Raw genomic sequence first — 21,557 nt, forward strand, 5'->3', positions numbered from 1 at the left:
AGTCGCGCCCATGACCCCCTCCTTGCTGCTCGCCGTCCTCGCTTCGGGTTTTATCTACGGTATTACGCCTGGCCCCGGCGTATTGGCGGTGTTTGGCATCGGCGCCGCCCGGGGGCGTCGTGCCGGGGCGGGGTTTCTGTGCGGGCACTTGCTCGGCGATGTGCTGTGGTGCAGTACGGCGCTGATCGCGATTGTGGGCGCGCGGGAAGTCGGCAGCAGCGCGTTCGATGTGCTCGGCGTGCTCAGTGGGCTGTACCTGTTCTGGCTCGGCTGGCGCGCGATTCGTACCCAGCGTCGCAGCAGTGAAGCCCCCCAGGGCGCGGCGCGGCATCCGTTCTGGCACGGCATCCTGTTCGGCTTGACCAACCCCAAGGCGTATCCGGTGGCCGTGGCGACATTTACTGCATTGCTGTCCAGCCGCGCCGAATTGCTGACCTGGTCGATGCTGCCGGCGTTGATCTTCCTGAGCTTCGTCGGTGGCCTGTTGGCCTACGCGATCCTGATCGGCGTGGTCGGTGCCCAGCGGGTGCGCACGGTGTATCAGCGCCACGAAATCCTCATCACCAGGCTTTGCGGCGTGATGTTTATCGGCTTCGCCATCAATGCCCTGGCCCATGCGCTGCCAGGCCTGTTCGGCAGCAAACCGGCCTGACTGGGCACGACCGTTCGTCGCACGGGCAAGTTTTTTCTAAACCTTTGCCGCCCTGAAAATTCGAATTCAGGGCGAGGTGTCTTTCCCCGCACTTATTTTTGCCCTGGAGGAACCCATCATGAGCCGCATGGCTATCCGGTTACGCACCGCCAGTTTCGCGATGCTGCTGGGCCTCGGCGCCAGCAATGCTTTCGCCCAGTCGCCTGCTGAATTCATCGAGCAGGCTTCGGCCAAAGGCATGGCCGATATCGAAACCAGTCGCATGGCCCACGCCAAGACCTCGTCCCAGGAAATCAAGGACTACACCATCGAGGTGATCAACGAGCGCACCCTGGCCAACCAGCATTTGGCGGCGATCGCCAAGAAGCTTGACCTGCCCGTGGCCCCACGGGAGAAGATCGTCGACAAGGCCGAAACCCTGATGCCCGAACTCAAGGACGGCGACTCCTTCGACGCGGCCTACACCGCGCAGCAAGTGAAGGAAAACGAAGACGCCATTGCCCTGTTCAAGCGCGAAGGGGCGGCCTCGGATGTGCCGGAAATCAAGGCACTGGTGGATGAGACGCTGCCCAAGCTGGAAGAACGTCTGCAAAAGGCCCGAGCCCTGGCCTCGACCTACGGTAAGGGCCATCAAGGCGACGGTTGAGCCTTTCGCTTGATATAAAAAACGGCGGTTGGATCATGTCCAACCGCCGTTTTTTTATGCCTGGTTCAGATCGGTCTTGTTCGGGGCCGCATCGTCGGCCGCGTGGCCACAGCTGCTGTTCAGGCTGACGGTGCCGGTGTTGCCGATGCTGCGGTATTCCTGGCGCAGTTTTTCCAGTTCCTTGCGGTCCAGGCCGTCCAGGCTCAGCACGGCGTTCTGCGCATCCTTGGAGACTCGCAGCAGTTCATCGATCTTGATGTGCAGGATGTCGTTATCGCGGTTTTGGGTGTTCTGGATCAGGAACACCATCAGGAAGGTGATGATGGTGGTCGAGGTGTTGATGATCAACTGCCAGGTGTCGTTGTAGTGGAAGTACGGACCGCTCAAGCTCCACAGGAAAATCAACGCGACCGCCGCATAGAACGTCCGGGCACTGCCTGCCCAACGGGACAGGGATTGTGAGACTGCAGAGAATTTCATGACCGTTTTCCTTAAAGGTGAGTGATGAAAATACTGACCGCAGGCACGCTCTGAAATTTCTTTTTACAACTTAGGGTGTGAGCAACATCGTGCGTTTTCTGCACGGTTCTTAGGAGTGAGCCTACGGCGCTCTGCAGCGATAGGCGCAAGACTGGGTTTTTATGCGGAAATTCCCATGCACGCTGATACCGCCTGCGACCTGCCTACGCTTTATCACCAGACCGAAGATCATTATTTCGCCGCGACGTGCTCGCTGCATCGCCGCTACAACGCCTGTATCAACGCTTACTTTACCGGCGAATATTTCGACCCGTGGAACCTGTTGTTTATCCGGGTCGGCAGTGCCCCGCTGGGGGGGGCTATGACAGCGCCCCTGGACCTGCTTCGTCGTATTTTCCTGGATACGCGCGTCGTGATTCATGAGGAAAAGGTCGGTGCGGTAGCCGAGGCCCTCATCGGGCTGGGCTTTCAGCCTGCCGAAAAGACCACTGCGATGGTCCTCGATCTGTCGGGTTTTGTTTTATCTACGGATGACCGCTCGGTGCAGATCAGCTTGACTCGGAACCTGGCCCACTGGGCAGTTCCCCTTGGCAATGCGTTTTCGATGGCGCCCGAGGGTGTTGCACGTTATCAGGCCCGGCACCAGCGGGCCCTTGAAACGGGCCAATCGCTTTACCACTTCATCCTTTCCACCGAGGGGCAGGTGAGGTGTTCGTTGACTTTATCCATGTGGAATGGAGAGGCACGGCTTAGCGATTTCGGCACGCTCGTGGATTTTCGCGCAAGAGGTTATGGCACGCGATTGCTTCAAGCCGCCCTGCTTCACGCTGCAAGCCTGGGGGCCCGGCGCTGTTTTCTTGAAGCGACGATGGAGGGGATCTCGCTGTATCGCAAGCTGGGTTTCGAAGGCTTATTCGATTACCAGGCTTTTACTCGAGGGCCGGTTGCAATTGCCTGATCAGAAGCTCATTTTCACCTGGCTGCAGTCCTCAAGCGTCAACAGATACTGCTTGGCGTCGAGTCCTCCGGCAAACCCGGTCAAGGTGCCCGAGGCACCAATCACTCGATGGCACGGCGCAATGATCGAGATGGGATTACGCCCATTGGCGGCGCCCACGGCTCGTACGGCTTTCGGGTTGCCAATTTGCCGGGCGATCTGGCTGTAGCTGCGGGTTTCGCCAAAAGGAATAGTCAGCAGCGCCTGCCAGACCTGCTTCTGAAAGGCGGTACCGGTGAAATCCAGTTCCAGGTCGAATGTGTGGCGAGTCCCCGCAAAGTACTCCTTCAACTGGCGCTCGGTTTCCAACAGCACCGGGCTGTCGTTGGCTTCGTGCAATTGACCCAGGCGCACACGGTTGGCGCGCTCGACTTCCCACAGGATGGCACTGAGCTTGCCATCGCGCGCCACCAGGGTGAGCTCACCGACAGGGGAGGGCATGAGCTTGTATTCGTAAGACATGAGCGGGCTCCTCGAGGGGCAGTTGTTAAACGCTACAGGCCTACGGTATTGCCATCCGCCGGACTGAACACTACGTTTCTTGCGGTGGAATTCTCACTGGCCCTGGACATTCCAGTAAACCCAGTTGGAATAGTACGGGTACCAGTAGAACCAGGAAATCCTGTAGAGCCCCATGATGACTGAGGCCTCCCCGATGGCGACCAGGGAAATCAGATTGAACAGCGTGACGATTGCAGCGAATGCGGTGACGCCTCGGATGGCATGGCGCCTGGCAAACACTACGCCGTAGACGGATGCGGCGATGGATCCGAGCGCCAGCCCCAGCCCCAAGGGGTACGGAAGTCGCACCAGCGCGACCAGCAGTGGCAACACCAGCACCCAGCCGAGTACTTGGCGCAGAACAGGTGTGGATGTGGGTTGTTTGGGTTCAATCATGGCAATAACCCTGGGGCCGCAAGCTCAATGAAGCGACATCATCACGCTATGGATGCAGTGCCGCATTCAGACTTTGCTCCCGTTGCAGCTACCGATCCTGTTGCAGCACCTTGAGCGCCGCCGACGCGAGGAAGCCGGAGCGGCTTTTTTCCTCCGGGTGGTGCAGTACGTATTCATCGATGCGGTTGAGCAGGTAGCCCGGCAACGTGATGTTGAGTTTTTGCGCCTTGCCCAGGTACTTGGTGACATCGATGTCTACAACCGCCCAAGTGCAGCCGGCGTACTGAGGGTTGGCGGCATGCACGGTGACCTTCTGGGCGCTCGGGATCGGCGCGCCGTCTTCCGCGAGGATTTCGAAGTGTCCTTCGATGGCTTCGCGCGCCATGGCCATGGCGTCGTCCAGGTCGTCGCCGGCAGAGTAGCAACCGGGAATATCCGGGACTTCCACGCCCCAGGCGTGATCGTGGTCACCGGTTGAAATTGCGATGGGGTACAGCATGTTCGTTGTCCTCCAGGGACGATTAACTCAACAGAGCTTGTTTCAAAATGCTCTTGGCGGTCTTGTCCAACAGGTCTTTCTTTGGATGGGGGATCGTCACCAAGCCAGGCTTCGTCGGGTGCTTGAAGTGGTGATGACTGCCTCTGATGCGCACCAGGTACCAGCCGTCTGCGACGATGTGACCTATCAAGTATCGGCTATCCACAGCACCTCCTTGTGGTGTGTGTTGGTGGTGACTATAACCACTGAAAATAAATTATCAACACTCTACCTACCAGTCTTCGATGGCCGGTATTTCGGCAGGTGGTGAATGCAGTGTAAAAGCCAGTGGGATCGGCGCTGTGGGGAGGTATTGCGAGGTTTTTCGGGTCATTGCCGGATGTGTAATGCCTCTCCTATAACGGCAAGAAACGCGTCAATCAACACACTGTGTCTTTCGGTCGGCGTCAACACCAACAACTGCGCACACGCATCCGCCTCCACCAAAGGCCGATAAGTCACGCCTTTGTTCATCAAACTCCGGGTACAGGCCGGTACCAGCGCCACCCCTTGCCCGGCGGCCACCAGTGCAATGATCGAAGTGATCTGCCGTCCGGTCGGTCCGGCATGCAGGGGCACGCCATGGTGGCGGTAAAGCTGCTCGATGGACTGGTTCAGCCCCGAGCCGTAATCGGCTGGAAACAGAATCAAAGGATAGGCACTGAGCTGCGCCAGGCTGATGTCGGCCTGGCAGGCCAACGGGCTGTCACTCGACACCGCTGCCACCAAGGGTTCCTCGCCCAACGACAGCGTTTGCACTGCGTCGTTTTGTGGCAACAGCCGGCTCAACCCAATATCCAGCCGTCCATCGGCCACTTGCGCACCGAGACTGCCGGAGGCGCATTCCACCAGGGTCAGTTGCACATCGGGAAAGCGTTGGGCGAAGGCCTGGATCGATTGGCTGAACAGGTCCGACAGGGCAATCGAGCTGACGTAGCCCAAGGCCAGTTGACCCGCTGTCCCTGCTGCCAACTTCCCGGCAATCACCTGAGCCAACTCCACCTGTTCCAACACGCCACGTGCATAGGGCAAGAACGAGCGTCCCTGTGCGGTGAGGGTCACGGTGCGGCTGGTGCGATCGAACAGCTTGAAACCCAACTCTGCCTCCAGCGCTGAAATATGCCGGGTCAAAGGCGGCTGGGCGAGGTGCAGGCGCAGGGCCGCGCGACCGAAGTGCAATTCTTCGGCGACGGTCAGAAAGTAACGCAGCTTGCGTAGGTCGAGCATCCTGATCCTTGGGTATCAATCGGTCGGAATTCGGTATTGGTTTAAGACCCGCCGGCCATTCTATAAAGACCTTTCAAAATAAAACGAGAGGTTTCATGAAACCGCGCCTGCATTGTGCCCGCCTTGCCCTGTTCCTGTGTGGCTGCGCGGCGTTTCTCAACCTCTATGCGACCCAAAGCATCCTCCAGACGTTTGCCGCGCACTTTCATATCAGTGCCAAGGAGGCGGGCTGGAGCATCACCGTCACCACCCTGGCGGTGGCGATCACGGCACCTTTCGTCAGTCGCCTGACCGGACGTTTTGCACAACGCACGGTGATCTCGGTGGCCGCTGTGTTGCTGGCGGTGCCGGCATTGATGACCGCTTATGCCGACAGCTTTGCCGAAGTGCTGGTGTGGCGCTTTGTCGAGGGCATGCTGATCCCGGTGCTGTTCGCCACCAGTGTGGCCTACATCGGCGACCGCTGGAGCGGCGGCACGGTCACGGAGGTGACGAGTCTCTACGTCGCGGGCACCGTGTTGGGCGGGTTCGCCGGGCGCTTCGTCACCGGAGTCATGACCGAGTATGTGGGCTGGCGTGAGGCCTTTGAAGTGCTCGCGGTGCTGAGCTTGATGGTCGGCGGATTCATCCAGTTTCTGTTGCCGGCCAACCGTCCGCGGACCGTGCAGGTTAAAGCCTCCTCGTCAGGTGTATTTCGCCAGCCGCTGTTGGCCGCATACGCCGTAGGTTTCTGCGTGTTGTTTTCGCAAGTCGCGGCGTTTACCTACGCAGGTTTGTACTTGGGCCTGCCGCCGTTCAACCTCGGGCCTGCGGCGTTGGGGACGCTGTACATGGTGTTCCTGTTGGCGTTGATCGTGATCCCCATCGCTGGACGCCTCAGCAAAGCCCGGCCCCATGCCCAACTGCTGGGTGTCGCCGCCGTGCTGGGCGTCAGTGGTTCGGCGTTGACCCTGATGCCCTCCCTCTGGTGCATCGTAGTCGGCCTGGCGTTCAGTTCCACCGGTGTGTTCCTCGCCCAAGCGGCCGCCAATGGGTTTATCACCGCTGCCGCGGGCGATAACAAGACGGGCGCTGTCGGTGTGTATCTCACCTGTTATTACCTGGGCGGCAGTGGTGGCGCCATTGTCCCGGCGCTGATCTGGGAACGTTGGGGCTGGGCCGGTTGCGTGGTGCTGATCATCGGTTTCCAGCTGCTGACCTTGTTGATCGCCTTGACCGGCTGGAAGCCTCTTAAACCTGAGCTGATTCCTGCACCATGAACGACACAGTCGCTGTGCCTTCGCCCGAATCATCGACGCGCCGTCGCGCCTTGTGCGCCGGTTGCAGCGCCCATGCCGTGCATGATGGGCTCACTGATGTGATCTACGTTTTGCTGCCTGTCTGGCAGGCTCAGTTCGCCTTGTCCTACGCCCAGATCGGCCTGCTGCGGGGTGCCTATTCCGGGGTGATGGCCGTGTTCCAATTGCTGGCCAGCCGCGCCGCCAGACGCTGGGGCCGCACACCGATGCTGGTGGGCGGCACGGCGCTGGCGGGTGTTGCCTACCTGCTGGTGGGCCAGGCGACAGGGCTGGCTGTGTTGTTGGTGGCGCTGCTGCTGGGCGGCCTGGGGGCCAGCACCCAGCACCCACTGGCCTCGTCGATGATCACCGACGCCTACGAGGACGGCGGTGGGATCAAGCAGGCGCTGTCCCAGTACAACTTCTCCGGCGACATCGGCAAAACACTGATTCCTGGTCTGGTCGGGCTGCTGCTCACCGTCATCAGTTGGCGGGCGAGCGCCACGTTGCTGGGCCTGCTTGGCCTGGCGGCGGCGGGGCTGTTGTGGTGGCTGATTCCTGCTCAAGCATCCGAATCCACCGCCACAAAAACAGCCAAGTTCCTCAGGGGTAGCGGCTCCGCCACGGGCCTGCACGCGCTGATCCTCACCGGCACCCTCGACAGCGCCGTGCGCATGGGATTTCTCACTTTCCTGCCGTTCCTGCTGCAAGCCAAAGGCGCCGGTATTGCTGGCATCGGCCTCGCCCTGACCTTGCTGTTCATCGGTGGTGCCTTCGGCAAACTGTTCTGCGGCTACCTCGGCGCACGCATCGGCATGATGAAGACCGTGTGGATCACGGAAACCAGCACTGCAGTGCTGATCGTCGCGGCGGTGTACCTGCCGCTCAGCGGGTTGATGGTGATGCTGCCGCTCTTGGGCCTGGTGCTTAATGGCACCTCCTCGGTACTGTACGGCGCCGTGCCCGACCTTGCCGGCGCGGGCAAGCGCGAGCAGGCGTTTGCACTGTTCTACACCGGCACGATTGGGGGGGGCGCGCTGGCGCCGGTGGTGTTTGGTGCAGTGGGGGATGTGCTCGGCGTGCCGGTGGCGGTGATGGTGTTGGCGGGGATGTTGGGTGTGACGTTGCCGTTGGCGTGGGTGGTGCAGAGGAGTGGGGTTGAGGCTTAAAAGGCTCACTCTCGGGTACTTGGAATTTTTTGCTTAAATGCCAAGGAGTCGAACGGCTGAGGTTCTCGGCTGGACTCAACCATCGCCAGTTCTGCCCGAATTTTCTCACGGGCTTTGGCCGCAAAATCGACAGCCCTTAGGAACTCTGATTTATCACCCTCTGCAATCACCTGAGAAAGGTATTCGTGGATGGCTTCCTGGCTGTCGAGCAGGTCAACAATATCGAAAGCGGTCAATGGCTGAGTCATGATCAAACCTGCGTATGCATTTCTGGTGGGCTGGGGCCATGGACAATGATGTGAGTGGTAGGTTGAATTCAAACGTTCTTCAACGGCTATTTGTTGCCAAAAGCTTCGATTTCTTCACGCTTCGAGCATGGGGCTGAACCTTGCGGCATTGCCTACACAACGATCAGACTCGTCCGAGTTGTGCGCCTTGGACGGCCTCTTTAAGGTTCGTCAGCCGCTGCCCATCAGCGGTCGGGTTTAGTAGCCCGATACGATCAACGGCGTACAGCTGCTCTTATGGTGGCTGCACGCAGGGCGTCTTCGGGCGCGCCGGTTTCGTTGATTCGCCGGTCTACTAACCTGCGTACAGCCGCCACCCATTGTTTAGTAGCTCTGGTATGCGGTCCCTAACGAGGATCAACAGATGTGTACTGACTCATGCAATCCATCCGTAAAACTGTTCAGCGTCCGTCCCGAAATCGACACTCAAGCGCTGCTCGCCAACGCCTACGAAACCATCGCCGGTGCAGGTGCCATGACCCACGAGTTCGTCGAAAGCCTGCCCTCTCAACAGCGCTACCTGGCCCTGGCCATTCAGCAGATGATTGAACTGGGCCTGCTGCTGGTCGAGGCTGTTCAGGACCGCGTGGACCGAGCCGCGTAGGTCACCCGTACGGTGTAAACGGCTTGCCTTCCCAGGCCGCCCATACCACGGGGGAGGGGAGCCAGGATTTACAGTGTCGCCGCCAGCGAAAACGGAATGCGCAACGCACCGATAGGCCCTTCACGCGTACCGCACATTTCATCGTGAACACAGTGTTGCACCAGTACGCAAGGAAACGGCGGAACCCGCTGCAACAGGTCGCGTAAATGCGTGGTGGACCCGATGCGCATCGGCTTGCCGTGATCGTCCAGTAACGTCGCCTCGACGTGCTCCAGCCTGACGCGAGCGATATAGAAACCGCCCTCCAGGGACAGCAACTCCAGCTCACGTATTTCGCCTTTCCCGGCCAGCTCGGCCAGCATTTGCATATTCATGATTGACCCTCGCTCGTGGCTCATTGGCGACGAAAGAACAGTGTGACCTGACCCCACTCGACACCGAACTTGGACATGCTCGAGCGGTTGATCAAGGTGTCCTCGTCCATCAGGTACATCCAATCGTCAAAGCTGACTTCGTACACCGAGCCATCCACCGGCAGGTTGAGCCGGTAGCGCCAACGCAGCGCATTACCCGCCACTTCGCCGATCGCCTCGCCCACCACATCCCCGGCTCGTCCGCGCCAGCGTCCTGGGCCGTCCGGCGTCAGTGTCCACACTCGTTGCTGGCGCGTGCCATCGCTGTACAAGAAACGCTCATCCAGAATCAACGCGTTGCCCTCGCGCCGGCTGGCAATATCGACCTCAAAGCGCTTGGCCACTTCCCCCGAACGCTTCTGGAAGATGCCCCAGGCTTTCACCGGTTTACTGAAGAAGCGCTCCAGGTCCAGTTTCGGTTGCTGGTCGGCGTAGTGGTCGACACCCACATTGGCGCAGCTGCTCACACTCAATGCCAGCAACAGTGAAACCCATAGACGCGTCATGACCAGGCTCCTTGAGCGTGCGAGGCGCGATGCCAACGCTTGGGTCTGATACTTGTACATAATTCATTGTTTGTACATGTTTTTGAGTGCGCGAGGGATGTTGAAATTTCGGGCATTGCCTACGCAATCATCGGAAGCGTCGGTGTTGTGCGTGTTGGACGAGGTACTTATGGTTTGCCAGCGACTATCCGCGCTTGACCGCAGCTGTATGCAGGGCATTTGGAGTGTGCTGGTGTCCCGAAAAAAGCTACCCCATAGATCAAATGAGAATGGGTTGAGCAGGCCTTACAGAGCACCAGAGCGGAGAGAAGTGGTGGAAAAAGTCTTATTTGATCGTTTGGCGCAAAGTCTGTGGCAGATGGACGAAATCGTTCGAAGTGAACATGGAGGCGTATCGCGTTCTATCTCACTCAGTCGGGGCAAGTCCGAGAGGCAAGGCCTGAGGATAGGCGTAAAGTCCAATGTGCTAGGATTCACGAATACAGAGGGATGCATCGTGAACAAACCGGTTCAACCAAAAAGCACGCAGCTGACCGCCGACAAGGTGTCGGCTGCTTTGTCAGACGCCGACGCGGTGGTTGAGCGACATGCCTCGAAAAGCCTGGCAAGTAGTGCGTTCAGTCGCACCAGTGGGCTTAAGACTCGTTCAATGCGTGCTACGCATCTTTCGAGTGTGGAACGCGAGCTGGCAGAGCTCAAGAAAGTTGTAGCAGCGCTGGCTGTACGCTCTGTCGCGCATGAAGAAATGGCTTTTGATTTGGACCTTTACGGCGTCACTGTGCTTGATGCCGGTACCGCACACCAACTGTTGGATACGCCACCAGAGCCGACAGAGGCTCTGCAAAAATTGCTCGCCTTGCGCTAAGGCCTCTCAATGGATTTCATTACCGTCAATTTTAACAAGTCTATTGACCGTTCTGCTTTCGATTGTGAAGTTCACCCAGCGCTAAACGCTTATATCGCCCAGCACGCAGGGCAAGACGAAAAGCGCAACGTTTCTCGAACATTCATGTACATCGAAAGGGGCATTTTGCTCGGCTACTATGCTTTGGCGAATGCATCTGTTGCGGTTGACGAACTGAGTGAAGACCAAAAAAAGCGGATGCCCGGATACCCCATGCCGGCAGTGCTTTTGAGTCGTTTGGCGATTGATAAAAGCAGGCAGGGCGTGGGGCTTGGCCAGCGGCTCATGTCCGACTTCTTCAGGCGGGTTTATACGGTGTCCAAACAATCGGGCGTAGCGTTTGTAGTCGTGGATGCTAAAGATCAGAGAGCTGCAAGTTATTACCAGGCTAAGTTGGGTTTCGTGGCGTCAACGAATAATCCTAGGCGTCTAATATTGTCCACTGCAACTCTGATCAAAGGATTCCGGGCGGTGGCTTGAGTTGCTGGTGAGCAGGAAGAATAAGTAGAGGCGTTCCCCAATAAAGCTGATTCTGGAAAGCCCATAAAAAAACCGGCCACCAAGGACCGGTTTTTTTATGCATCCCCCGCCAAAATCCTGCCGGCGTGGAATCTATGTCTGAGTGGAGCGGGTGAAGGGAATCGAACCCTCGTTATCAGCTTGGGAAGCTGGAGTAATGCCATTATACGACACCCGCTCAGAGCGGCTGACTTTGTACCAGATGTGCGCCGGGATTTGAAGTTTTTCTTCGGAATTTGTGCAGCTTGCCGTGGCGAGCACGTCCGTTCGCCACGGCAAGCCTTCATTTCAGATGGCGAATGCATGCTGCGTCTGGCCCTGGTGATAACGCAATCGGCTGGCTTGCCGTTCCGGTTTCAAAAAGCCCACCACCGCGTCCCGGCTGTCCCGGCAGGCGGCCTTGTGCTCCATATCCAGGAAGTGCCCCGTCGCCTGGATGGTGCTGAAGCTGCTCTTCGTCACGTACTGCCCGAACTGCCTGGCATCCTCGGCGCTGGTGTATTCGTCCCATTCGCCGTTCAAAAACAGCACCGGCACATCGATCTGCCGCGCGGCCTTGAGGTAGCACAGGCGGTCGTTGTGCAGTACCTGGCTGATGTGAAAATGCATCTGCCCGTATTCGTGCTCGGCCAGGCTGCTCACATGCTTGTAGTTGAAACGCTTGAACAGCGACGGCAGGTGTTTGCCGATGGTGCTGTTGATCAAGTGCCCGACGCGGTCGCGGTCGAGGTTGCCGAGGTAGTCGACGCCACGCTCGAGGTAGTCGCGCATCGGCGCGTTGATCACCGGCGAGAACGAGCTGATCACGGCCTTTTCCACACGCCGTGGCCGCTGGGCGAGGGCCACCAGGGTGGCGGCGCCGCCCCAGGAGAAGGACAGCACGTGCTCGGCGGCGAAGTGGTCGATAAGCTCCAGGAGGATCTGGCCTTCGACTTCCTTCGTCAGCATTTGCTCATGACGGTTATGGATTTTGGAGCGACCGGCGTAGGGCTGGTCGTACAAAACCACATTGAATTGCGGGTACAGGCTTTTCACGGTTTGGGCGAAGGAGGCCGTGGTGGCCAGCGAGCCGTTGACCAGGATGATGGTCTTTTCAGCAGCATCCGCGCGGTAGAACTCCGTGTAAACCCGATACTGACCCTGTATATCCAACACAGCGATTTCTGGCCTCATGTCGTAAGACTCCTGGCAAGCGGGTAGGGCGCGCAGATCACTCTGCACGAGCTTTATGACAGGTAGGCATACGCCTGGAAGATGAGAGCCCATGTCGGTCCGATGACGGCTGGCCGACGGCTGTTGTTAGGGCGGGCTGTTTGCCTGGGAGGCCCGTAGATCAAGCGCGGGCGGGGCAAGGTGTTTCTTGGAGGTTATAGGCGACTCGCCAGTCATAATTTGGCTGACGGTTTGATTCAAGCAGTAGACCGGGGATGCCGCAAGTCGCGCAAATGGGTTTTTGCCATCACCGGCCGAACGGTCGTCAGACCTGTCGGATTTCTTCCTCGGACAGCGCCCGGTACTTGCCGGGCGCCAGGGCCGCATCCAAGCCCAATGGGCCCATTCGCTCACGGTGCAGGCCGATCACTTTGTTGTTGAAGTGCCCGAACATGCGCTTCACCTGGTGATAGCGGCCTTCGATGATGCTCAGCCGGGCCAGGCGTGGCCCCAGCAGCTCCAGCTCGGCCGGTTGCGTGGTCAGGTCTTCAAAGGCGAAATAAAGGCCCGCTGCAAAGGTTGCCGCGTATTCGGGGCCGATGTCCTGCTCCGTCTCTACCCGATAGACCTTGGGCAACTTGGTCTGCGGTTGCGTCAGGCGCCGCGACCACTGGCCGTCGTTGGTGATCAGCATCAGGCCGGTGGTGTTGAAATCCAGGCGGCCGGCGATATGCAGCTCGTCTTTGTCCGGCTCATCCAGCAGGTCCAGGACGGTCGGGTGTTGCGGGTCTGAGGTCGCGCTGACGCAGCCCTGGGGTTTGTGCAGCATGAAATAGCGCGCCGCTTTGCCCACCTGCAGTACGTCATCGTCCACGCACACGCGGCTGAATTCGCGCACTTCATGATGAGGGTCGCTGACTGCCACGCCATCCACCTTCACCCGCCGCTCCACCAGCAACACGCGCACTTGCTGGCGATTGAAACGCGGCAGGTTGCTGAGGAAACGGTCAACGCGCATTGCGAAGCTGCTCATCCACCTGAGCACAGCGCGGGCACAGGCAGGCTGTGTTGCGCAATGCATCGGGCAGCGCTTCAAGCACCGCCGGGTCGATGGTGACGCTGTAGCACCAGCACGGCTGGTCGGCGGTGCGTGGGTCGGCCAGGGTGCAATCGTTGCGGGCCCCGCAGGCGGGGCAAAGGGTTGGCGTGGTCATGGTCGGTGGGGCAGGGCCTCGGAAGTCCCTGCACGATACAGCGCCGGTCAGTCCCGTTCCAGCACCACGACCCGTTGGCCGGCGCCAATGCCGCTGCCCGGCTGCACCGGGATTTCCCGCACCACCCCGGCAAAGGGCGCCAGCACCGGGATCTCCATTTTCATCGACTCCAGAATCACTAGCACATCCCCGGCGGCAACCCGCGCACCCACGGCCACCGGCACCTGCCAGAGGTTGCCGGCGATAGGGCTGTCGATGCTGTATTCATTGGCCTTGAGCAGCGTGTCTTGCGCCGCTGGCGCCGCGAGCTCTTCGCTGTCGAAATGCGCCTGGCCGCTGACGATCCAGCGCTCACGCTCGGCATTGAACGCCTGTTGCTGTTGTTCACGAAAAGCACTGATCCCCGAGGCTTCCCGCGCAAGAAATGCCTGGTAATCCGCCAGGTTCAGGGTGCTCTCCTCGATATCCAGCTCGAAGCGTCCCAGGGGGAAATCCCGACGAATCCGTACCAGCTCATCCGCGCTCACGGGATAGAACCGAATCTGATCGAAGAAGCGCAGCAGCCACGGCTTGCCGTCAAACGCCGCCACTTCGCGATAGCGGTTCCACATCTGCAAGGTGCGCCCGACAAACTGATAACCGCCGGGCCCTTCCATGCCGTACACGCACAAATACGCGCCGCCGATGCCCACCGAATTTTCGGCGGTCCAGGTGCGGGCCGGGTTGTATTTGGTGGTCACCAGGCGATGACGCGGGTCCAGCGGCGTAGCCACCGGCGCGCCGAGGTAGACGTCGCCCAGGCCCATCACCAGGTAGCTGGCGTCGAACACGGTGTGGCGCACTTCATCGAGGTTGGCCAGGTCGTTGATGCGACGGATGAATTCCAGGTTGCTCGGGCACCACGGGGCGTCCTTGCGCACGGTGGTCATGTATTTTTCGATGGCCAGTTGGCACGCCGGGTCGTCCCAGGACAGCGGCAGGTGCACGATGCGCGAGGGCACTTGCAGGTTTTGCCGGGTGCACACGGCGGTCCACTCGTGGCTGATCAGTGCGATCAGGTCGGCGAGGGGCAGTTGTTCCGGCTGGTAGTGGATCTGCAACGAGCGGATCCCGGGCGTCAGGTCGATCACGCCCTTCAGCGCTCGGGTTTCCAGGGCCTGCATCAGGGCATGGGCGCGAAAGCGCAGCACCAGGTCCAGCTCCGGCGCGCCGATTTCCAGCAGCAGGTGGGTGTCGCCGGCGAGGCGCGCGACCAGGCGGGTGTCGGCGTGGCCGATGTCCAGGATGATGGGGGATGCCAATTGCTCGATGCGGGCGGCTGACCGAGTTGGTCCCATCGCGAGCAAGCTCTGCTCCCACAGGGTTTCGGCATTCTTTTGATCCCAGTTCAGGGCAAGGTCGCGGGCGGTCTTGAGGTCCACCGGTTCAAAGCGAACCTTGTCACCGGCCTTGAGCTGGCCGAGTTGCCAAAGGTCCGCCTCGATCACCGTCACCGGGCACACGAAACCGCCCAGACTCGGCCCGTCCGGTCCCAGGATCACCGGCATGTCACCGGTGAAATCCACCGCGCCGATGGCATAGGGGTTGTCATGGATGTTCGATGGATGCAGCCCCGCTTCACCGCCATCGGTACGCGCCCACAATGGCTTGGGCCCGATCAGCCGAACACCGGTGCGGCTGGAGTTGAAATGCACTTCCCACTGCGTGGCGAAGAACGTGTCGATGTACGCCGGCAGGAAGTATTCCGGTGCGCCGTGGGGGCCGTAAATCACCCGCAGTGTGCGGACCTCCGGCAGCGGTTCAGCGACTGATTGTTGCCCGGCGTTCCGGTCTTCCAACGGCAACAGATGCAACACATCGCCCGCCCGCAAGGCGCGCCCGCCATGCCCGCCAAACTGGCCGAGGGTGAAGGTGCTTTTGCTGCCCAGATAGTCCGGCACTTGCAGCCCGCCACGCAGGCACAGGTAACTGCGCGCCCCGGCGCCGGCGAGGGTGCCCAGGCTCAGGACCGACCCGGCCTCAATCAACAACGCGGTGTTCATTGGCACGGCTTGATCATTCAACCGCAGCGGGATTTCAGCGCCGGTCACGGCGACCACCGCCGCGCAATTGAAGCGCAGCAGCGGCCCGCTCAGGGTGATTTCCAGCGCCGCTGCTCCCTCCTCGTTGCCCAGCAGGCGATTGCCCAGGCGCAGCGCGCGGCTGTCCATCGGCCCCGACGGCGGCACGCCCACGGCCCAGTAGCCGAGGCGGCCGGGATAGTCCTGCACACTGGTTTGCGTGCCTGCGCTGATCACTTCAAACGTGGCGGCCACGTAGACCAGGCCTTCCAGGCACCGCGTCCACGGCCGGCCATTGGCAAAGGGCGGAGCCAGCAGGATTTGGCACAGGTAATCGCGGTTGGTTTCCACGCCGTACAACCGACTGTCACTCAACGCCCGGTGCAGATCCAGGCGCGCCTGTTCGCGGGTGGGCGCCCAGGTGATGAGCTTGGCGATCATCGGGTCGAAGTACGGCGGGATCTCGCAGCCGGCTTCCACCCAAGTGTCGATGCGCAGGCCCTCGGCCAGCGGGAAATCCACACAGGTCAGCAAGCCAGGGCTGGGCTGGAAATCGCGGCCCGGGTCTTCGGCATACAGGCGCGCCTGGATCGCGTGGCCCCGGGGGGTTAACTCGAGTGTGTTCAGCGGCGGCATTTCCCCGGCCGCCAGTTGCACCATCCAGCGCACCAGGTCCACGCCCCATACCTGTTCGGTGACGCCGTGTTCCACCTGCAAGCGCGTGTTCACTTCGAGGAAGTAGAAGCGCCCGTCAGCACTGTCATAGATAAATTCCACGGTGCCGGCGCTGCGGTAGTTCACGGCCTTGGCCAGGGTGATGGCGGCGGCGCACAGGGCCTCGGCCATGCCTTCGGGCAGGTTCGGCGCCGGGGTTTCTTCGAGGACTTTCTGGTTGCGCCGTTGCACCGAGCAGTCGCGTACGCCGAGGGCGATCACTTCACCGGCGCCGTCGCCGAACACCTGCACTTCCAGGTGGCGTGCGTGCTCGATGTACTTCTCGATAAACACGCCGGCATCGCTGAAATTGTTCTGCCCCAGGCGTTTGACCGCCTCGAAGGACTCGCTCAACTCCACGCTGCTGCGGCATACGCGCATGCCGATACCGCCACCGCCGGCGGTGCTTTTGAGCATCACCGGGTAGCCCACGGCGTCGGCGGCCAGCAACGCAGAGGCGAGGCTGTCGAGCAGTTCGGTGCCTTCCAGCAGCGGGATCTTGTGTTGCTTGGCCAGGGCGCGGGCGGTGTGCTTGAGGCCAAATACCCGCAGCTGTTGCGGCGTCGGCCCGACAAAGGCGATGCCGGCGTTTTCACAGGCTTCGGCAAACGCGGCGTTCTCCGACAGGAAGCCGTAGCCGGGATGGATCGCCTTGGCCCCACAGGCCTTGGCGGTGGCGAGGATTTTGTCCACCGCCAGGTACGTACTGGCCGCTGCGCCTTCACCGAGGCTGTAGGCCTCGTCGGCTTGCTGGATATGCAGGCTCGCCGCATCGGCCTCGGCGTACACGGCGATGCCCTTGACCTGCAGCTCGCGCAAGGTGCGCAGGATGCGGCAGGCGATGGCGCCACGGTTGGCGATCAACAGTTTTTCGAACATGGCAAAACCCTGCGGGCCGTCCCGCAAAGTGGGGGAGCACTGCGGTCGTCCGCAGTGGGTGCAGTCAGTGTGGATCCCAGATTGGCGCGCTATTGTTTGCGGATGCACTGCCCGGCTCGGGATTGGCACAGGGCAAACAGCCAACGGCGCAGGCGCTTGAGTTTCAGTTCCATACCAGCAGCTCCGCAGGGGTGGGGTTGTAGGCGTTGCATGGGTTGTTCAACTGCGGGCAGTTGGAGATCAGCACGATCACATCCATCTCCGCCCGCAGGTCGACGTACTTGCCGGGGGCGGAAATGCCGTCTTCGAAGGTCAGCCCGCCGTCGGCCGTCACCGGCACATTCATGAAGAAATTGATGTTCGGCCCGATGTCGCCTTTGCCCAGGCGGCCGTCGTGGGCACAGGCGCGCAGGTAGTTGTCGCGGCAGCTGTGCATGTAGCGTTTTTCCAGGGCGTAGCGCACGGTGTTGCTCTCTTGGGCGCAGGCGCCGCCGAGGGTGTCGTGGCGTCCGCAGGTGTCATCGACGATGGTCAGCATCGGCTGGCCGAGGTTGGAATACAGCACGCTGCCGGTGCCCAGGTACACGCTGTTCTGCCGGCGCAACGTGCGTTGCACGTCGTAGCGTTCACGGGGGTTTTTCACGCTGTAGAACAACGTGTCGACGGCCTGGTTGCCCTCCAGGTCGAGGATGCGCAGGGTCTGCCCGGCCTTGACCTCCATCAGCCACGGTTCGCCGGCGGGGATGGTTGCGCGGTAAACGGCCGCGTCCGGTTGTTTCAGTGCGATAGACATGGCAGCTCCTCAAGCGAACAGGCGGTCGGTGTTGATAAAGCCGCGCTCGTTTTCCGGGCGCGAGGTGCGGCAGTGTTCGGCGACGCTTTTGTCGGCGTTCATCCAGCTCAGTTTCAGCGGTTGCGGGGCGTATTGCGGGTTCGGGTCCATGGGGTGTTGCAGCGCGGTGAGCACTACCAGGGTGTCCATCGGCGCGTAGAGCTCGATGTAATCGCCGGCCTTGGAATGGCCCGGTACAAAGTGCAGGCCTCCGTCGCTGTCCACCGTGACTTTGCTGAACAGGTTGAGGGTCATCAGCAGGTCGGACAGGCCCAGGCCCCACTTGCCCAACTCCACCAACAGGTTGTCGGTGCCGTTGCGGAAGAAGCCATTGCGCAGTTCCTGGTAGCGGCCCTGGCCGTATTTCTCGGCGACTTCGGCGGCGCACAGCACGCCGCCGATGCTGTCGCTCCAGCCGCAGGTGTCGGCGGTGATCGCGGCCAGCACGCGGCCCATGTCCGAGTACAGGCAATGGCCGGTGGTGAGCTTGGCGGTGTGTTGGCATTTGAGACTGTCGGGCAGGTTCAGGCGCTCGGTTTTTTCGTTGGCGTTGAGCAGGGTCAGGCTGACGTTGGCGCCGCCGCGCAGGTCGGTCAGGCGCAGCAGTTGGCCGCGCTTGAGCACGAACGAACGGTGGCCGCCGCCGGGCAGCATTTCTTCGGCAAAGGGTGGGAACAGTTGGGTGGAATCGGTCATTTGGACGTGGCTCCAAGTTCGGCGGCGAGCGCCTTGCGGCGTTCGCTGTTCAAAGGGATGTCGTAGGTGATGCGTGCGCCATAGGCGCCGGGGGCGTGGGGATCGACGCGAACCTTGTCGAACACCAGCAGGCGCGTGCCGAGGCTGAAGCCTTCGCTCAGGTCATGGGTGACCATGAACACCGTCAGCCGGGTTTCACGCCACAGCGCCAGCAGCAGCTGGTGCATGTCCTTGCGAATGCCCGGGTCGAGGGCGCCGAAGGGCTCGTCCAGCAGCAACACGCGGGGTTTCATGATCAGGGCCTGGGCGATGGCCAGGCGTTGTTGCATGCCGCCGGAGAGCTGCGCGGGGTACTTGTCCAGGGCGTGGCCGAGGCCGACCTTGTGCAACAGCGCGGCAGCCTGTTCCCGGGCGTCCTTTTTGGCTTTACCGAACAGCCGGCCCAGCAGGCGAGAACGTGGCAGTTCCAGGCCAAGGGCGACGTTGTCGAGCACCGTCAAATGCGGGAACACCGAGTAGCGCTGGAACACCACGCCACGGCTGGCATCCGGCTCGGCGGCGAGGGCCTGGCCGTCCAGCAGGATCTGGCCCTTGCTCGCGGTTTCCTGGCCCAGCAGCAGGCGCAGGAAAGTCGACTTGCCACAGCCGGACGTGCCCACCAGTGTGCAGAATTCACCCTCGGCGACCTGCAGGTTGAGGCCTTCGAGCACCACCTGATCGCCATAGCGCTGCCACACATTATTGACGCTGATAAAGCTCATGCCCGCGCTCCTTCGTACCAGGGGAACGCACGCCGGGTCAGGGCCTTGAGGCCCCAGTCCATCAGCCAGGCGAGCAGGGTGATCCACACCACGTAGGGCAGGATCACGTCCATCGCCAGGTAGCGTCGTACCAGGAAGATCCGGTAGCCCAAACCGTCGGTGGAGGCGATGGCTTCGGCGGCGATCAAAAACAACCACGCCGAGCCGAGCATCAGCCGCAGCGAGATCAGCAGGCGCGGCAGCAATTGCGGCAATACCACACGCAGCATCAGGGTCCAGGTGGAGGCGCCGAGGGTCTGCGCCTTCACCAGCAGCTCGACCGGAATTTCCCGCGCGCGCTGTTCCAGGTCGCGGGCCAGGCAGGGGGTGACGCCGATGACGATCAGCATCACCTTGGACAATTCCCCCAGCCCGAACACGATGAACAGGATCGGCAGGATCGCCAGCGGCGGCACCATCGACAGCACCGTCAGCAACGGTGACAACGGCGCGCCAAACAGCGGCAGCGTGCCGGCGGCGATCCCCAGGCACAGGCCGGCGAGGGCGCTGATGCCCAGGCCGATGGCGAGGCGCCGCAGGCTGGCGGCGCTGTCCTGCCACAGCACGTATTCGCCGGTGCGGGTGTCGGCGTTGAAGGCCAGGCGTTTTACCGCGTCAAGCATTTGCCCGGCACCGGGCAGCAGCTTGTCGTTGGGGTTGTCCGCCAGGCGCTCGGCCGAGCCCACGAAGTAGGCGAACAGCAGCAGGGCGAACGGCAGCAGCACCAACAGCAGGCGGCTGGAGCGGTCCGGATGACGGTTGATCAGGCGCATGGCCGGGTCCTCTTACAGCTTGCCGTCGGCGGCCATCTGTACGTAGCTGGGGTCGAACTGCAGCTTGAGGTTGGCCTTGTCGCCGCTGGTCACACCGTTGGCGAAGCGCATGCCCACGGCGCTGGCGTCCTTGGCGCCTTCACCCAGCAGGCCGTGTTTAAACGAGAACTCGGCGACTTTGCCCATGGTGGCGGGCAACTGTGGACTGGTGGCGAAGGCCAGGGCTTCCTGGGGCGTGGCGAACAGCTTGGTAGTGTCCAGCTGCGACTGGAAGCCCGCAAGGTCCGTGCCGGAGGCCTTGGCCATATGTTCGAGGGCTGCGGTGCTGGCGGGGCCCTTGGCGCTCATCAGCGCGACCACTTCGAACCAGGCGCCGGTGAGGGCTTTGCCCAGCTTGGGGTTGTCTTTGAGGACCTGGGTGTTGACCACCATCATGTCCATGATTTCGCCGGGCACTTTGCTCGAGTCGAACACCTGGCTCACCCCAGGCTTGGCCTTGATCTCCGAAAGCATCGGGTTCCAGGTGGTGACGGCCTGGACCTGGTCGGTGTTGAACGCCGCCGCGATGTCGGCATCGGAGGTGTTGACCACCTTCAGGTCTTTTTCCGTCAAGTCCGCCGACTCCAGCGCGCGGGCCAGCAGGTAGTGGGACACCGAGAGTTCCACCAGGTTGACGTTCATGCCCTTGAGGTCGGCCACGGTCTTGCCGGTGCCCTTGATCACCACGCCGTCGTTGCCGTTGGAGAAGTCGCTGACCACCAGCGCGGTGCTGTCCACGCCACCGGCGGCGGGGATGGTCAGGGCGTCCATGTTGGTCATGGTGCAGCCGTCGAACTGGCCGGCGGTGTATTGGTTGATGGATTCGACGTAGTCGTTGAGCTGCACCATGTCGATGCTGATGCCGTACTTCTTCGCCCACTTGTCGAGGATGCCTTGGCTGCCGGCGTACTCCCACGGCATCCAGCCGGCGTAGATCGTCCAGCACACGCTGAAGTGTTTTTTGGGGGCGGCTTGGGCCTGGACGCTCAGCACGGCGGCAAAGACGACGGCGAGCAGGGCGGGTAAACGGATTGAGGGCATGGGTCTTCTCCAGTTGATCAAGGGCGAGCAGGAGCAACGCGGCACCGTGAACGGTGGCTTGTCTCCCGGGCTTTTATCCCGCCGTGTAACCTCAACTGGAGGTCGCCAACTCTCGGACCAGCCACTCGCTTTCGGCGAGCCGGAACCCTAGTCGGCCATTGCAAATTGTGGTGCCGCGAACCTGTATCAATCCTGCACGCAAGAGATAAAGCGAGAGTCGTGCCAAGTGGCTTCGATGCCC

Annotated in this window: 26 protein-coding genes, 1 tRNA gene and 1 riboswitch; of the genes, 8 read left to right on the top strand and 19 right to left on the bottom strand. The window is 61.2% G+C overall.

Annotation, left to right across the window (positions count from 1 at the left end):
• Positions 1–10 precede the first annotated feature (10 nt).
• Both C8K58_RS17445 and C8K58_RS17450 read left to right on the top strand, forming a co-directional pair.
• The gene (locus C8K58_RS17445) at positions 11–652 is read left to right on the top strand and encodes a LysE family translocator (RefSeq protein WP_027604357.1); all 642 of its coding nucleotides are present in this window, start codon (positions 11–13) and stop codon (positions 650–652) included.
• Positions 653–770: 118 nt separating this feature from the next.
• Positions 771–1,298, top strand: a complete 528-nt coding sequence (locus C8K58_RS17450) for a DUF4142 domain-containing protein (protein WP_027604356.1) — start codon at positions 771–773, stop codon at positions 1,296–1,298.
• Between the two features lie 54 nt (positions 1,299–1,352).
• Here the strand turns inward: C8K58_RS17450 and C8K58_RS17455 are convergent, their stop codons facing one another.
• Positions 1,353–1,778, bottom strand: a complete 426-nt coding sequence (locus C8K58_RS17455) for a low affinity iron permease family protein (RefSeq protein ID WP_027604355.1) — start codon at positions 1,776–1,778, stop codon at positions 1,353–1,355.
• A gap of 175 nt (positions 1,779–1,953) precedes the next feature.
• Between C8K58_RS17455 and C8K58_RS17460 the strand changes: the two genes are divergently transcribed.
• Positions 1,954–2,736, top strand: coding sequence for a GNAT family N-acetyltransferase (locus C8K58_RS17460; RefSeq protein WP_027604354.1), 783 nt, complete (start codon positions 1,954–1,956; stop codon positions 2,734–2,736).
• Here the strand turns inward: C8K58_RS17460 and C8K58_RS17465 are convergent, their stop codons facing one another.
• The 5 genes from C8K58_RS17465 to C8K58_RS17485 form a co-directional block, all read right to left on the bottom strand.
• A complete protein-coding gene (locus C8K58_RS17465; RefSeq protein ID WP_027604353.1) occupies positions 2,737–3,237 on the bottom strand; it encodes a methylated-DNA--[protein]-cysteine S-methyltransferase in 501 nt (166 codons plus the stop codon).
• A gap of 93 nt (positions 3,238–3,330) precedes the next feature.
• Positions 3,331–3,672, bottom strand: coding sequence for a hypothetical protein (locus tag C8K58_RS17470; RefSeq protein WP_108573981.1), 342 nt, complete (start codon positions 3,670–3,672; stop codon positions 3,331–3,333).
• 88 nt (positions 3,673–3,760) lie between these two features.
• Positions 3,761–4,171: a type II toxin-antitoxin system HicB family antitoxin gene (locus C8K58_RS17475; RefSeq protein ID WP_027604351.1), complete on the bottom strand. Its 411-nt coding sequence runs from the start codon at positions 4,169–4,171 to the stop codon at positions 3,761–3,763.
• A 22-nt stretch (positions 4,172–4,193) separates the two neighbouring features.
• On the bottom strand, positions 4,194–4,376 hold the full coding sequence (locus C8K58_RS17480) for a type II toxin-antitoxin system HicA family toxin (RefSeq protein ID WP_003189411.1): 183 nt from the start codon (positions 4,374–4,376) through the stop codon (positions 4,194–4,196).
• Positions 4,377–4,540: 164 nt separating this feature from the next.
• Positions 4,541–5,437, bottom strand: a complete 897-nt coding sequence (locus tag C8K58_RS17485; RefSeq protein WP_027604350.1) for a LysR family transcriptional regulator — start codon at positions 5,435–5,437, stop codon at positions 4,541–4,543.
• Positions 5,438–5,532: 95 nt separating this feature from the next.
• On the opposite strand from C8K58_RS17485, the gene C8K58_RS17490 reads away from it, so the two are divergent.
• Together C8K58_RS17490 and C8K58_RS17495 are read left to right on the top strand one after the other, a co-directional pair.
• Positions 5,533–6,696 carry an MFS transporter gene (locus C8K58_RS17490; protein WP_108573982.1) on the top strand — a complete coding sequence of 388 codons (1,164 nt, stop codon included), beginning with the start codon at positions 5,533–5,535 and terminating at the stop codon, positions 6,694–6,696.
• Entirely contained in the window at positions 6,693–7,883 is a 1,191-nt protein-coding gene (locus tag C8K58_RS17495; protein ID WP_108573983.1) for an MFS transporter, read from the top strand. Before C8K58_RS17490 ends, C8K58_RS17495 begins: the two co-directional genes overlap by 4 nt.
• 5 nt (positions 7,884–7,888) lie before the next feature.
• Here C8K58_RS17495 and C8K58_RS32510 read toward each other — a convergent pair whose 3' ends face one another.
• On the bottom strand, positions 7,889–8,131 hold the full coding sequence (locus C8K58_RS32510) for a DNA-binding protein (protein WP_177414150.1): 243 nt from the start codon (positions 8,129–8,131) through the stop codon (positions 7,889–7,891).
• 403 nt (positions 8,132–8,534) lie between these two features.
• Between C8K58_RS32510 and C8K58_RS17505 the strand changes: the two genes are divergently transcribed.
• The gene (locus tag C8K58_RS17505) at positions 8,535–8,774 is read left to right on the top strand and encodes a DUF6124 family protein (protein WP_027604347.1); all 240 of its coding nucleotides are present in this window, start codon (positions 8,535–8,537) and stop codon (positions 8,772–8,774) included.
• 68 nt (positions 8,775–8,842) lie between these two features.
• Here C8K58_RS17505 and C8K58_RS17510 read toward each other — a convergent pair whose 3' ends face one another.
• Both C8K58_RS17510 and C8K58_RS17515 read right to left on the bottom strand, forming a co-directional pair.
• A complete protein-coding gene (locus C8K58_RS17510; protein ID WP_027604346.1) occupies positions 8,843–9,148 on the bottom strand; it encodes a DUF6482 family protein in 306 nt (101 codons plus the stop codon).
• 20 nt (positions 9,149–9,168) lie between these two features.
• On the bottom strand, positions 9,169–9,693 hold the full coding sequence (locus tag C8K58_RS17515) for a DUF3833 domain-containing protein (RefSeq protein WP_027604345.1): 525 nt from the start codon (positions 9,691–9,693) through the stop codon (positions 9,169–9,171).
• A gap of 313 nt (positions 9,694–10,006) precedes the next feature.
• Here C8K58_RS17515 and C8K58_RS17520 point away from each other — a divergent pair, with 313 nt between their 5' ends.
• Entirely contained in the window at positions 10,007–10,558 is a 552-nt protein-coding gene (locus C8K58_RS17520) for a hypothetical protein (protein WP_141156994.1), read from the top strand.
• Positions 10,559–10,567: 9 nt separating this feature from the next.
• Positions 10,568–11,077 carry a GNAT family N-acetyltransferase gene (locus tag C8K58_RS17525; protein WP_092356545.1) on the top strand — a complete coding sequence of 170 codons (510 nt, stop codon included), beginning with the start codon at positions 10,568–10,570 and terminating at the stop codon, positions 11,075–11,077.
• 143 nt (positions 11,078–11,220) lie between these two features.
• On the opposite strand, the gene C8K58_RS17530 is transcribed toward C8K58_RS17525, so the two are convergent.
• The 10 genes from C8K58_RS17530 to C8K58_RS17575 form a co-directional block, all read right to left on the bottom strand.
• A tRNA-Gly gene (locus C8K58_RS17530) sits at positions 11,221–11,294 on the bottom strand.
• Positions 11,295–11,404: 110 nt separating this feature from the next.
• Positions 11,405–12,289, bottom strand: a complete 885-nt coding sequence (locus tag C8K58_RS17535; protein ID WP_027604342.1) for an alpha/beta fold hydrolase — start codon at positions 12,287–12,289, stop codon at positions 11,405–11,407.
• A gap of 304 nt (positions 12,290–12,593) precedes the next feature.
• Positions 12,594–13,286, bottom strand: coding sequence for a 16S rRNA pseudouridine(516) synthase (locus C8K58_RS17540; protein WP_098480223.1), 693 nt, complete (start codon positions 13,284–13,286; stop codon positions 12,594–12,596).
• Complete coding sequence (locus tag C8K58_RS17545; protein ID WP_065938870.1) at positions 13,276–13,482, bottom strand: cysteine-rich CWC family protein; 207 nt, start codon at positions 13,480–13,482, stop codon at positions 13,276–13,278. The genes C8K58_RS17540 and C8K58_RS17545 overlap by 11 nt, the downstream gene beginning before the upstream one ends.
• 47 nt (positions 13,483–13,529) lie before the next feature.
• On the bottom strand, positions 13,530–17,135 hold the full coding sequence (gene uca / locus C8K58_RS17550; protein ID WP_108573985.1) for an urea carboxylase: 3,606 nt from the start codon (positions 17,133–17,135) through the stop codon (positions 13,530–13,532).
• Positions 17,136–17,298: 163 nt separating this feature from the next.
• On the bottom strand, positions 17,299–17,928 hold the full coding sequence (locus C8K58_RS17555; protein ID WP_074844417.1) for an urea amidolyase associated protein UAAP2: 630 nt from the start codon (positions 17,926–17,928) through the stop codon (positions 17,299–17,301).
• A 9-nt stretch (positions 17,929–17,937) separates the two neighbouring features.
• Positions 17,938–18,663 carry an urea amidolyase associated protein UAAP1 gene (locus C8K58_RS17560; protein WP_027604337.1) on the bottom strand — a complete coding sequence of 242 codons (726 nt, stop codon included), beginning with the start codon at positions 18,661–18,663 and terminating at the stop codon, positions 17,938–17,940.
• A complete protein-coding gene (locus C8K58_RS17565) occupies positions 18,660–19,424 on the bottom strand; it encodes an ABC transporter ATP-binding protein (protein ID WP_027604336.1) in 765 nt (254 codons plus the stop codon). Before C8K58_RS17565 ends, C8K58_RS17560 begins: the two co-directional genes overlap by 4 nt.
• Complete coding sequence (locus C8K58_RS17570) at positions 19,421–20,236, bottom strand: ABC transporter permease (protein WP_027604335.1); 816 nt, start codon at positions 20,234–20,236, stop codon at positions 19,421–19,423. Before C8K58_RS17570 ends, C8K58_RS17565 begins: the two co-directional genes overlap by 4 nt.
• 12 nt (positions 20,237–20,248) lie before the next feature.
• Complete coding sequence (locus C8K58_RS17575) at positions 20,249–21,316, bottom strand: putative urea ABC transporter substrate-binding protein (RefSeq protein WP_098480220.1); 1,068 nt, start codon at positions 21,314–21,316, stop codon at positions 20,249–20,251.
• Between the two features lie 60 nt (positions 21,317–21,376).
• A riboswitch (guanidine-I (ykkC/yxkD leader) is annotated at positions 21,377–21,478 on the bottom strand.
• Between the last annotated feature and the right edge of the window lie 79 nt (positions 21,479–21,557).

This window comes from Pseudomonas sp. GV047 (assembly GCF_003058245.1).
GTDB classification, from domain to species: Bacteria; Pseudomonadota; Gammaproteobacteria; order Pseudomonadales; family Pseudomonadaceae; genus Aquipseudomonas; species Aquipseudomonas marginalis.